This is a genomic window from Niveibacterium sp. COAC-50 (assembly GCF_013184235.1).
Lineage (GTDB): Bacteria > Pseudomonadota > Gammaproteobacteria > Burkholderiales > Rhodocyclaceae > Niveibacterium > Niveibacterium microcysteis.
This window is the reverse complement of record NZ_JABCJM010000001.1, coordinates 286,011-298,633: the sequence shown is the minus strand read 5'-3', so window position 1 is coordinate 298,633 and position 12,623 is coordinate 286,011. Positions and strand designations below refer to the sequence as shown.

The following is a 12,623-nucleotide window of genomic DNA, read 5'->3' as shown; positions in this document are numbered from 1 at the left end:
GCAGGGGAAAACAGCTTGCAACGGGCCCCGCCGCTAAATCGCGGCGATTCGCTTAAACGGTGAAACGCCCGACCGACCCGGCCAGCCGGCTCATTGCGCCGCCCGCATCCTCTGCCAGCGCAGCCGCACGTGCGGCGCTGGCGGCGTTGCGCCCCGCCGCAGCAGCGATATCGCCGATCAGCGCATCGAGCCGCTGCGTCGCGGCCTGCTGCTCGGCGAGCGCTTGCTGGATCCCCGTCATGCCGCATTCCACCTCGCCGGCTGCGCGCGGGATCTCATCCACCGCGGCGCCCGCCTGTTCGGCTCGCGCCACGCTCGCCTGCACGCCCGACACGCTCTGGTCGATCGCGCCGACCGCGGTATCGATGGTGTTACGGATACGGCCCACCGTGCCTACGATCAATTCGGTCGAATGCGCAGTGCGCTCGGCCAACTTGCGCACCTCGTCGGCCACCACCGCAAAACCACGCCCCTGCTCGCCAGCGCGCGCCGCTTCGATCGCGGCGTTGAGCGCGAGAAGGTTGGTCTGATCCGCGATCGCCTTGATCTCGCCCACGACGGTGGCGATCTGCACCGCCTCGTCAGAGAGTGAGGACACCACACGAGCGGTTTCATGTACCGACTCGGCAATCGCCCGGATGTCGCCCGCCACCTCGCGCACCTGCTGCGCGCCATCGCGCGCGCATTCACCCGACACACGTGCGCGGTCCAGCGCCTGCCCTGCACTCAAGGCGACGGTGGCGATGTTGTCGCGTACCGCGGCGAAGTCGCTGCTCGCGCGTTCGGCCATGAGCTGTTGCGAGCCAGCCTCCTCTCGTACCGAAGCCCCCACCGCCTGCAACGCCTCCACCGCCGACGCGGTTTCCTGCGTCGCGAGCAGGGCATCGCGCACCACGCCCTGCTGCACCGCGAGCAGGCGATCGAAGGCCGCGATCGCATCGCCGATTTCGTCCCCCACGGCGCCGTCGATACGCCTTGAAAGATCGCCGGATGCTGCAATCGCAGCGGCCTCGCGGGCCACGCGGCGCAAGGGCGGGCCTATGCGCCGATAGACGAACAATGCGGTGGCGATCAGCACGATGGCCGCCAGCACACCTACCGCGGCGCTACGCCACACGCTGGCCTGCACGGCGGCGGCTGCCGCGACGCGCTCCTGCTCCGCGGCGGCCGCAATCAGGTCGGTGAGCTTCTCAAGGCTGCCCTCGAGCGCTTCAAAGTCCTGGGTAAACCCGGTGAGTTCCGCCGACTGCGGCGAGGGGTTGGCCAGCAGCGCCTCCGCAGCCTTCAGATAGCGATCGACCACCGGCGCCGCCGCATCCGCGGCCGCCCGCGCGTCGACGGGCAGACTCTGTCGATTCCGATCGAAGTTCTCGCGCAGTCGCTTGGCGTGCTCAGCGAAGTCCTTCTGCACCGCGGCCTTGTCGTCACCACCTCCGCTCGACGCCAGCAGCGCGCGCAGCACATCACCGCGAATCGCGTCGTGCATCATGTCGACGTCGGTCTGTCGCAATACCTGTTGCTGGGTGCGCAGGATCGCGTCGATGCCGCCGGCAACTTGTCGCACCCCCGTTTGCGCGAGCAAGGCATTGAGCAACACCGCGAGGATGCCGGCCGCTGCCAGCATCAGCAGCAGCATCTGTATCGACAGCCTACGTCTTGGCATGGCTTTCCTCCGGTCGGAACGACATCAGGACTACGGCAGCGCCAAGCAAGGCTTGAGCCCCCGCTTTCGCCCTATTGCGGTGCATCACGAAACAGCTCAAGCAGCCATGCCGAATCCGCCCCAAGGCGGCGCCCCGCCGCATCAATCTGGTGCCTGCGGCCGGCGTGCTTCGTTCAGTCTGGCTGTCGAAGTCGCCGCCCGCAAGGCGCGCACCGTCATGGCACAGGCATTGCTAACCCGTCCCCGGAGACGAGGAAAAAATGGCTGAAACAAAATCCACCTGCTGCTATTGCGGCGTCGGCTGCGGCGTGATCATCGAACACGATGAAGGCGTCATTACCGGCGTGCGTGGCGACCCCCAACATCCAGCGAATTTCGGCCGCCTGTGCACGAAGGGCTCGACCCTTCACCTGACGGCGGCGCCGAACACCCGCGTTGCGCGTGCCCTGTACCCGGAACTACGCGCCACGCGCAACGAAGCGCGCAGCCGCATCAGTTGGGATGGCGCACTGGACCATGCGGCCGAACGCTTTGCCGCAATCGTCCGCGAACACGGCCCAGACGCCGTCGCCTTCTACATTTCGGGCCAGCTGCTGACCGAGGACTACTACGTCTTCAACAAGCTGGCCAAGGGCCTGATCGGCACCAACAACGTCGATACCAACTCGCGCCTGTGCATGAGCAGCGCGGTGGCAGGCTACAAGCAGACGCTCGGCGCCGACGCGCCGCCGGCCAGCTACGAAGACATCGACCACACCGACTGCCTCTTCATCAGTGGCAGCAACACCGCATTCGCGCATCCGATCGTGTTCCGCCGCATCGAAGACGCGCGCAAGGCCAACCCGGCGATGAAGCTGATCGTGGTCGATCCACGCCGCACCGACACCGCCGAGGCGGCCGACCTGCACCTGGCGATCCTGCCCGGCACCGACATCGCGCTCTACAACGCGATGCTGCATGTGATGCTGTGGGAAGGTTGGGTGGACGAGGCCTACATCGCCGCGCACACAGAGGGCTTCGATGCGCTGCGCAAGGTGGTCCGTGCCTACACGCCGCAGATGGCGGCGGGCATCTGCGGCGTACCGGCGGCGGACATCGAGCGCGCCGCGCAATGGTTCGCCACCTCGAAAGCGACCCTGTCGATGTACTGCCAGGGCCTCAACCAGTCTTCGCACGGCACCCACAACAATGCCGCGCTGATCAACCTCCACCTCGCCTCTGGGCACTTGGGCCGGCCTGGCGCTGGCCCCTTTTCATTGACTGGCCAGCCCAACGCAATGGGCGGGCGGGAGGTGGGCGGCCTTGCCAACCTGCTCTCCGCACACCGCGATCTGGCCAACCCGCAGCACCGCGCAGAAGTCGCCGCCCTGTGGGGCGTGCCGGACGTGCCCGCCGCCCCCGGCAAGAGCGCCGTCGAACTGTTTCGCGCGCTGGAATCGGGTGAAATCAAGGCCGTCTGGATCGCCTGCACGAACCCCGCGCAGTCGATGCCGGACGCGGCGCAGATTGCCCGCGCGCTGGCCAAGGCCGAGTTCGTCGTGGTGCAGGAAGCCTATGCGACGACCGAAACCGCCGCTTACGCCGACCTGCTGCTGCCCGCCACCACCTGGGGCGAGAAGACCGGCACCGTAACCAACTCCGAGCGGCGCATCTCGCGCGTACGCCCTGCCGTCGCGGCGCCGGGCGAAGCCCGCCATGACTGGGCAATCGCTGTCGACTTCGCGCGCCGCCTCGGCCACTCACTCGGCAACCCGCTCACCGACGCCCTGTTTCCCTATGCGGACGAAGAGGCGATCTGGAACGAACATCGCGAGACCACACGCGGCCGCGACCTGGACATCACCGGCCTGTCGTACGCGACGCTTGAAACCGAGGGTCCGCAACAATGGCCCTTCCCGAGCGGCGCCCGCAGCGGCAAGACGCGGCTCTACGAAGACGGCGTGTTCCCCACCGATTCCGGCCGCGCGAAGTTTGTCGCCGCCGAACACCTGCCCGTCGCCGAACCGGTGTCGGCCAAATACCCGATCGCGCTGACCACCGGCCGGCTACGCGATCAGTGGCACGGCATGAGCCGCACCGGCACGCTGGCGCGCCTGTTCGCCCATGAGGCAGAACCGCTGCTGCATCTGAACCAGGCCGATCTGGAACGCCGCGGGCTCGCCGAGGGTGATCTGGTTCGCGTGTCCAGCCGGCGCGGCGCGGTGATCGTGAAGGTCGCCGCGAGCGATTCGGTGCGGCCGGGCCAAGCCTTCCTGCCGATGCATTGGGGCGCAAACACGATGGGCGGCCACGGCGTGAACGTGCTCACGGTGGCAGCCTTCGATCCTTACTCGAAGCAGCCGGAGCTCAAGCACGCGGCGGTGCAGGTCGAGAAATACGCCGAAGGGCGCGAGGTCGTGGCGCTGCGTCGTGTCGAGGCGGACGCCGATGCCGAGCATGGTGCGATGGCGGTGATGGCGCGCATGCGCGACGCCCTGCAGCGCGAGATGCCGGAAGCCAGCTACGCGAGCCTCACGCTCGCGGGCCGCGACGCGCCGGTGGTAGTGCTGAAAGCCCGTGTGCCGGAGACCCGAGACGCGGCGATGGCCGCACTGGATGCCGCCACCACGCTGGACGATCCGCTCGCGCTGATCTACCGCGACACGCGCCGCGACATCACCAAACGCGCGCGCATCGATGGCGATACGCTCAGTGCCGTGCGCCTGGTCGGCGAAGCGAAAGCCGCCGGCTGGCTGCAGGACATGATGGCCCAGGGCACGCCGGCCGGCGAAGCGCGCAAGTGGCTGCTCGCGCCGCTGACGCAACCGCCCGCCGGGCAGCAGCAGCGCGGCAAGGTGGTGTGCAACTGTTTCGACGTAGCCGAGCGCGACATCGTTGCGGCCTTCAAGGCCGGCGAATCGCTCGAAGCCTTGCAGACGCGCACACGCTGCGGCACCAACTGCGGCTCGTGCGTACCCGAACTCAAGCGGCTGGCCTCGATGGGGCAGCCCGAATGAAATGCCGCGGCGTCGCACGGTTACCCCGGACGACGCCGTTCCCCGGTGCGGCTGCCGGCGATCCCGGCAGTCCGCATCGACAACAACAAGAACGCTCGCCAAGCACTCTCTACCCCTGGAGGTTCGCGTGATGGATGTTGCCAACGCGCTCACGAAAATCGGGCGCGGTCCAACGCTGTGCGAAGACCTCGCACGCGACGAAGCCTACGCCCTGTTCAAACGCATGCTGTCCGGCACCGTGTCGCCGGTGCGGCTCGGCGCCCTGTTGATGGCGCTGCGCTGGAAGGGCGAAACGATCGACGAACTGCTCGGTTTCGCCGAAGCACTCGGCGAACACACGATTTCGATGCAGGCGCCGCATGGCTCGCGCCGCGTCGCGATCATCCCGACCTACGCCAGCCGCCACAGCCAGCCCAACCTGATGCCCGCGCTCGCCTTGCGACTCGCGCAAACCGGCGTGCCGGTGCTGGTTCATGGCTCGCTCGGCGAGGGGCGCCTGCCGCCCAGCTTCGATGTGCTGCGCAGGCTCGGGCGGCCGCATGCCACCACGCTCGCCGAAGCGGCCGAATCGCTTGCGCTGCACAACCTCGCGGTCGTGCCGACCCGCCTGCTCGCGCCGGAACTCGACGCGCTGCTGTTGCTGCGGGACGAGCTGGGCGCCCGCCACGTCGGCCACCTGGTCGCCAAGCTGATCGATCCGATGCCGGACCACAGCCTGCGCCTGATCTGCGCCAGCCAGCCTGAAGCGATCTCGTCGCTGCACGACCTGCTGCTCGATATGGGCGCCGAGGCGATGCTGATGCACGCGCCGGACGGAGAGTCCTGCGCCAGCGCCGAGCGCCGCCCCCGCATCGCCTGGCTGCGGCACGGTGAAGCCAACGTGCTTTACGACGAGGAGCCGACAGGCTGGGCACCGCTGCCGCTGCGCTGCGACCCGAACGATCCGGACGCAGTTGCGCAGTTGATCCGGGAGATCATGGAAGGCCGGCGCGCAACGCCGACGCCGCTCTCGAACCAGCTGGCGGCCTGCCTGTATGCCACCGGCCATGCACGCGACCTGATGCACGCGCGCGCCATGGTCGCCGTAGGCATCGGCCTGACCTGAGCCGGTCACCCGGCGACCCCGTCGCCAGGCCCGACACGCCCCGACAACGGCGCGGATTTGCCGAATATGACAAATCCGCGCCGTTGCGCAAGGCGTCGTACAATCCACGGTTTGCTTCGGCCAAACCGTACAAACCACCCCCGCCATGATCACCCGCTTCTCGCAACGCCAGCGCTTTTCCGCTATCGCGCTCCTCTGCTTCGGCCTGCTCGGCACCGGTCTGGTGCTGCAAACGCTCAAACACGTGGCGCCCTGCCCGATGTGCATCATGCAGCGCTACGCCTTTGTCGTAGTCGGGCTGTTCGCGCTCATCGCCGCGCTGCATAACCCACGTGGCCGTGGCGGGCAGCTGTATGCCGGCTTGATTGGGCTCGCCGCTGCGACCGGCTTCGGCATCGCCGCGCGGCAGAGCTGGCTGCAATGGTTTCCGCCCAAGTATGTGGAGTGCGGGCCGGATCTCGAGTTCATGATGAACAGCTTCCCGCTCGGGCAGGCACTGCCGATGATCTTCCAGGGCAGCGGCGACTGCGCCAAGGTGGACTGGACCTTCCTCGGTTTGTCGATCGCGAACTGGGCAGGCCTGTGGTTTGCCGCCATCTTCGTGATGGCGCTGACGGTGCTGCTGCAGCGCCGCGAACGCAGCCGCTTCGCAAACTGACGCGAACGCAGCACACGCGCTAACCCGAATTCCGATGCAGCTCCGTTCAAGTGGGTGTCACCACCCACCGGAGCTGCATCATGACCATCCCACGCCTCACCCCCACCCTGTTGCTGTGGGCCCTTCTCGGGTGCCACAGCGCCACTGCTTCGCTGGTCGAACTTGAAGTCATCGACCGCGAGCGGGCCACACCGATCCAGACCCACACTCACCGCGGCGTGCGCTACGTTGCCGGCACGCCCGGCCAGCGCTATGCGCTACGCCTGATCAATCAGAGCGGCAACCGGGTGCTGGTCGTGCTGTCGGTCGATGGCGTCAACGCGATCAGCGGCGAGACCGCCGCAGTCGCCCAGACCGGCTATGTGCTGGAACCCTGGGCAAGCGCAGAGATTGTCGGCTGGCGCAAGAACATGGCCGAGACGGCGGCGTTCTATTTCTCGGCCCTGCCGGAATCGTACGCAGCCCGCACCGGCCGCCCGGACAACGTGGGTGTGATCGGTGCGGCCGTGTTCCGCGAGCGCGTCGCGCCACCGCCGCTGGCGATGCCCTCCGCAACCGCCCGCAGCGCCGAATCCGCCGCCCCAGCGGCGAGCGACATGGGCGCGCAAAAGGCCGAAAGCCTCGGCACCGGACACGGTGAGCGTGAATACGCACCGAGCAGCTACACCGAGTTCGTACGCGCGCGCAGCACACCCGACGAGATCGTGCAGATCCGCTACGACAGCTACGCCAACCTGCTTGCCGCCGGCGTGATCCGGCGCGCGTATGTCACGCCAACGACGCCGCAGGCCTTCCCCGGATTTGTCGCAGATCCCCCGCGCTGATCGCCGCAACCGCGCTGCACCACAATCGACCACGGCGCACCGCAAGTGCGCCGTGGCGGCCCGCTGACATTCCGTTGGCTGGACGGAAAGCCCGATCCGGCGGGCGCCGTGCGTCAGGCACGCGCATTGCTAGGGAAGTACCGACCGGATCATCCGCCGCATGCCGGGCGCCACCGAAGGCCGCCGCTGCAGTTTCGCGATGATCCACCGCAGGGCCACGATGGCCTTCCGGGTGGCAAGCGCGGCCAACGACGGCCGCCGCACGGATCAGCGTAGATCCCCACGAACGCAAACACTTTCTGCATGGCCGCTGGCCGTGCGCGTTTCGTCGAGGGATGCAACATGCGCAAACTCAAACTGGTGATGGTGGGCAACGGCATGGCCGGCTGCCGCACGCTCGAAGAGCTGATCAAGCTCGCACCGGACATGTACGACATCACCGTGTTCGGGGCCGAGCCGCACCCGAACTACAACCGCATCCTGCTCTCGCCGGTGCTCGCCGGCGAGATGACCGTGCAGGACATCATCCTCAACGACTGGGACTGGTACCGCGACAACGGCATCACCCTGCACACCGGCAAGACCGTCGTCACCATCGATCGCATCAACCGCAAGGTGATCGCGGACGACGGCACCGAAGCCGAGTACGACCGCCTGCTCCTCGCAACCGGCTCGACGCCTTTCATCCTGCCGGTGCCGGGCAAGGATCTGCCGGGCGTGATCGCGTATCGCGACATCAAGGACACCGACGAGATGATCGACGCCGCGGCGAAACACAAGCACGCGGTGGTGATCGGCGCCGGCCTGCTCGGCCTGGAGGCGGCCAACGGCCTCGCGCTACGCGGCATGGACGTGACCGTGGTGCACATCGGCGAATGGATCATGGAACGCCAGATGGACCCGACCTCGGCGCGCATGCTGCAGAAGGCGCTGGAGGCGAAGAACATGCAGTTCCGCCTTGCCGCCAGCACGGCCGAGCTGATCGCCGGGGAGTCGGGCCGCGTCGCGGCGGTGAAGTTCAAGGATGGCGAGACGATCCCGGCCGATCTGGTCGTGATGGCCGCCGGCATCCGCCCGAATACCGCACTGGCCGAGAAGGCGGGCCTGCACTGCAACCGCGGCATCGTCGTCAACGACACGCTGCAGACCTACGACCCACGCATCTACGCGGTGGGCGAATGCGCGAACCACCGCGGCACCGCCTACGGCCTCGTCGCGCCGCTGTTCGAGCAGGCCAAGGTCTGCGCGAACCACCTCGCGATGTTCGGCATCGGCCGCTACCAGGGCTCGGTGACCTCCACCAAGCTGAAGGTCACCGGCATCGACCTGTTCTCGGCTGGCGATTTCATGGGCGGCGAAGGCACCGAGGACATCGTGCTGCACGACCCCGGCATGGGCATCTACAAGAAGGTGGTGATCAAGGAGAACAGGATTGTCGGCGCGGTGATGTACGGCGACACCGCCGACGGCGCCTGGTACTTCCAGCTGATGAAGGATGCGCAGGATGTGCATGACATCCGCGACCACCTGCTGTTCGGCAAATCGCATCTGGGTGACGTGGGCCACAAGGGCGCCAACAGCGCCGCCAGCCTGCCGGACACGGCGGAGGTGTGTGGCTGCAACGGCGTGTGCAAGGGCACCATCGTCAAGGCGATCAAGACGCAGGGCCTCTTCACGCTGGACGAAGTGCGCAAGCACACCAAGGCATCAAGCTCCTGTGGCTCCTGCACCGGTCTGGTCGAGCAGATCCTGGCCTCCACCGTGGGTGGCGCCTACACGCCGGCCGACTCGAACAACAAGGCGGTCTGCGGCTGTACCGATCTGTCCCACGGCGAAGTGCGCAAGGCGATCCGCGACAACAAGCTGCTGACGATTCCGCAGGCGATGCACTTCATGGAGTGGAAGACGCCGAACGGCTGCGCAAGCTGCCGTCCGGCACTCAACTACTACCTGATCTCGACCTGGCCGCACGAAGCGCAGGACGACCCGCAGAGCCGCTTCATCAACGAACGCGCTCACGCCAACATCCAGAAGGACGGCACCTACTCGGTCGTGCCACGGATGTTGGGCGGCATCACCACGCCGGACGAACTGCGCGCCATCGCCGACGCCGCCGACAAGTACAAGGTGCCCACGGTGAAGGTCACCGGCGGCCAGCGTATCGACCTGCTCGGCGTGAAGAAGGAAGACCTGCCGCTGATGTGGGCGGACTTCGCCAAGGCCGGCATGGTCTCCGGCCACGCCTACGGCAAGTCGATCCGCACGGTGAAGACCTGTGTCGGCGCCGAGCACTGCCGCTTTGGCACGCAGCTCTCGATGAGCATGGGCGTGAAGCTGGAGAAGATGCTGTTCGGCATGTGGAGCCCGCACAAGGTGAAGCTCGCTGTCTCCGGCTGTCCGCGCAACTGCGCCGAAGCCGGCATCAAGGACGTCGGCGTGATCGGTGTGGATTCCGGCTACGAGCTCTACGTCGCCGGCAACGGCGGCATCAAGACCGAGGTGGCCGAGTTCTTCGCCAAGGTGAAGACCGACGAGGAGGTGATGGAGTACTCCGGCGCCTTCCTGCAGCTCTACCGCGAAGAGGGCTACTACCTCGAGCGCACGGTGCACTACGTGCAGCGCGTGGGGCTGGATTACGTCAAGAGCAAGGTCGTCGAAGACGCCGCCAACCGCCGCGCGCTGCATGAGCGCCTGCTGTTTGCCCTGCAGGGTTACAAGGACCCGTGGCAGGAACGTACCGAGGGTGCGCTCAAGCGCCCCTACATCCCGATTGCCGTCGTCGCGTAAGGAGAGCCGCCATGAGCGAATGGGAAGACTGGTTTGAATGTGACGACACGGGCGAGTGAGCCCGTGAGCGACGACGCAGCCGAGCAGGCCTGCGCCCGTCCCCACCCGAATGCACCGCGCCTCGCGCCCCACGGGCCGTGGCGCCAGAGAGGATCTTCATTCATGAGTACAGCCGTCATGGACACAGCAATCGACTGGAAGCGTGTGTGCACGCTCGACGAAATCCCGGTGCTCGGCTCGCGCGTGGTGCGCGGCACGAAGCACGGCGACATCGCGATCTTCCGCACCTCGGACGACGAAGTCTTCGCGCTGCACGACAAGTGCCCGCACAAGGGCGGCCCGCTGTCGCAGGGCATCGTGCATGGCAAGACGGTCACCTGCCCGCTGCACAGCTGGAAGATCGGGCTCGACAGTGGCGAAGCGGTGGCGCCCGATGTGGGCTGCACCCGCCCCTTCGCCGCGAAACTCGAAGACGGCGTGGTCTGGCTCAACGCCTGATCGAAAGCGGAGACACGGCACATGGATCGCACGCGTCGCCACTTGATCATCGCCGCGGCCAGCCTCGCGCCGGCCGCCCTCCTGTCGAACGCGATGGCCGCCCCCCCGAAGGACAGCGGCCTCTCGATGCTCGAAGCCATCAACCAGGCTGGGCGCCAGCGCATGCTGTCGCAGCGCATGGCCAAGTGTTACGCACAGCAACTGCTCGGCGTGAAGGTGGATCAAGCGCAGCAGTTGCTCGCAGCGTCGGCGACCCGCTTCGATGAGCAACTCGCGAACCTGCGCCGCTTCACCGCGGCCAAGGATCGTGCCGAGGCGGCCGCCACCTACGAAAAGCTCGCCGCGCTTTGGGGCAGCTACCGCGCGGCCGTCACCGCCGCACCGAACGCCGCAGGCCTCGCCACCGTCGCCAAGCTCAACGAGCAGGTGCTCGCCACCGCGCATGAGGGCACGCAGCAGCTTGAAAAGCTGCAGGCGACGCCGATCGGCACGCTGGTGAACCTCTCGGGGCGGCAGCGGATGCTCTCGCAGCGCATGGCGAAGTTCTACTTCTTCGAACGCGCCGGCCTCAATGCGCCAGAGACCACCGCCGCCCTGAAGAAGTCGCGTGCCGATTTCATCGCCGCTTTTGCGCAATTGAAGGCCGCACCGCAGAACAGCGCCGAGGTGCGCAACTGGCTCGCGCTGGCGGACACGCAGTGGCAGTTCTTCGACGAGGCGATTTCGCAAACCGGTGACTCACGCGAGCACGACCAGAACGTCGCGACCACCTCCGAGAACATTCTGGACGCGATGGACAAACTCACCGCGCTCTACACCCAACTGGGCTGAGATCATGAACAAGACTGCATTCCTCAAGGCCGGCCACACGCCGACACTGCTCGCCGCCTTCCTCTACTTCGATCTCGCCTTCATGGTGTGGGTACTGCTCGGCCCGCTCGGCGTGCAGATCGCCAAGGACCTCGCGCTCACGCCTGCGCAGAAAGGTCTGATGGTCGCCACACCGCTCCTGACCGGCGCCTTCCTGCGCATCGTGATGGGCGTGCTGGTGGACCAACTCAAGCCCAAGATGGCCGGCGCGATCGGTCAGGTTGTCGTGATGGGCGCACTGTTCTTCGCATGGCAGCACGGCATCACGAGCTACCACGAAGTACTGATCCTCGCCGGCTTCCTCGGTGTCGCCGGTGCCTCCTTCGCCGTAGCGCTGCCGCTCGCCTCGCGCTGGTATCCACCGGAGCACCAGGGCACCGCGTTGGGCATCGCGGGCGCCGGCAACTCCGGCACCGTGCTGGCCGCGCTTTTCGCGCCCAGCCTCGCGATGGCCTACGGTTGGACCAACGTGTTCGGGCTGGTGCTGATCCCGCTGTCAATCGTGTTCCTGTTCTACCTCGCGGTGGCGAAGGACGCGCCGAACTGCCCGCCGCCGAAACCGCTGACGGACTACCTCGCCGTGCTGAAGGATCGTGACGCCTGGTGGTTCATGTTCTTCTACTCGGTCACCTTTGGCGGATTCTCCGGCCTTGCCTCGTCGCTGACGATCTACTTCAACGCACAGTACGGGCTGGACCCGAAGATGGCGGGCTTCTTCACCGCAGGCTGCGTATTCGCGGGCTCGCTGGTGCGGCCGATCGGCGGCAACGTGGCGGACCGCATCGGCGGCATCAAGAGCCTTACGGTGATGTACGCGCTCGCGGCGCTGTTCCTCACCATCGTCAGCTTCGGCATGCCGACGGTCTGGAGTGCTGCAGCGGTGTTCGTCGGTGCAATGCTGGCGCTGGGCATGGGCAACGGCGCAGTGTTCCAGCTGGTGCCGCAGCGCTTCCGCAAGGAGATCGGCGTGATGACCGGCCTCGTCGGCATGGCCGGCGGTGTCGGCGGCTTCTACCTTGCCTCCAGCCTCGGCTACGCCAAGCAGATCACCGGCTCCTATCAGATGGGTTTCCTGATCTTCGCCGGCCTCGCGCTGCTCGCCCTGGCCGGCCTCACCGGCGTGAAGACCCGCTGGCGTACCACTTGGGGTGCGGCGCACCTCACCGCAGCGCGGATCTGAGCGCAAGGGTCATGCCCAAAACTGCCCCGGCCCTAACAGGGC

General features: G+C 67.0%; 9 protein-coding genes. 8 read left to right on the top strand and 1 reads right to left on the bottom strand.

The features are described from left to right. Positions 1–52 precede the first annotated feature (52 nt). Entirely contained in the window at positions 53–1,663 is a 1,611-nt protein-coding gene (locus tag HH302_RS01300; RefSeq protein ID WP_172197018.1) for a methyl-accepting chemotaxis protein, read from the bottom strand. A gap of 260 nt (positions 1,664–1,923) precedes the next feature. On the opposite strand from HH302_RS01300, the gene HH302_RS01295 reads away from it, so the two are divergent. The 8 genes from HH302_RS01295 (at position 1,924) to HH302_RS01260 (ending at position 12,581) form a co-directional block, all read left to right on the top strand. Next, positions 1,924–4,659: a nitrate reductase gene (locus HH302_RS01295; RefSeq protein ID WP_172197016.1), complete on the top strand. Its 2,736-nt coding sequence runs from the start codon at positions 1,924–1,926 to the stop codon at positions 4,657–4,659. Between the two features lie 130 nt (positions 4,660–4,789). Then, entirely contained in the window at positions 4,790–5,764 is a 975-nt protein-coding gene (ybiB, locus tag HH302_RS01290) for a DNA-binding protein YbiB (RefSeq protein ID WP_172197014.1), read from the top strand. A 145-nt stretch (positions 5,765–5,909) separates the two neighbouring features. Next, positions 5,910–6,422 (top strand): disulfide bond formation protein B, encoded by a 513-nt coding sequence (locus HH302_RS01285; RefSeq protein ID WP_172197012.1) that lies wholly within the window; start codon positions 5,910–5,912, stop codon positions 6,420–6,422. 80 nt (positions 6,423–6,502) lie between these two features. Further along, entirely contained in the window at positions 6,503–7,246 is a 744-nt protein-coding gene (locus HH302_RS01280; protein ID WP_216661733.1) for a hypothetical protein, read from the top strand. Positions 7,247–7,588: 342 nt separating this feature from the next. Continuing rightward, a complete protein-coding gene (gene nirB / locus HH302_RS01275) occupies positions 7,589–10,033 on the top strand; it encodes a nitrite reductase large subunit NirB (protein WP_172197010.1) in 2,445 nt (814 codons plus the stop codon). A 189-nt stretch (positions 10,034–10,222) separates the two neighbouring features. Continuing rightward, positions 10,223–10,531 carry a nitrite reductase small subunit NirD gene (nirD, locus tag HH302_RS01270; RefSeq protein ID WP_343073499.1) on the top strand — a complete coding sequence of 103 codons (309 nt, stop codon included), beginning with the start codon at positions 10,223–10,225 and terminating at the stop codon, positions 10,529–10,531. 21 nt (positions 10,532–10,552) lie between these two features. Next, positions 10,553–11,362 (top strand): type IV pili methyl-accepting chemotaxis transducer N-terminal domain-containing protein, encoded by an 810-nt coding sequence (locus tag HH302_RS01265; protein ID WP_172197006.1) that lies wholly within the window; start codon positions 10,553–10,555, stop codon positions 11,360–11,362. A 4-nt stretch (positions 11,363–11,366) separates the two neighbouring features. After that, positions 11,367–12,581 (top strand): NarK/NasA family nitrate transporter, encoded by a 1,215-nt coding sequence (locus HH302_RS01260; RefSeq protein ID WP_172197004.1) that lies wholly within the window; start codon positions 11,367–11,369, stop codon positions 12,579–12,581. Positions 12,582–12,623 lie beyond the last annotated feature (42 nt).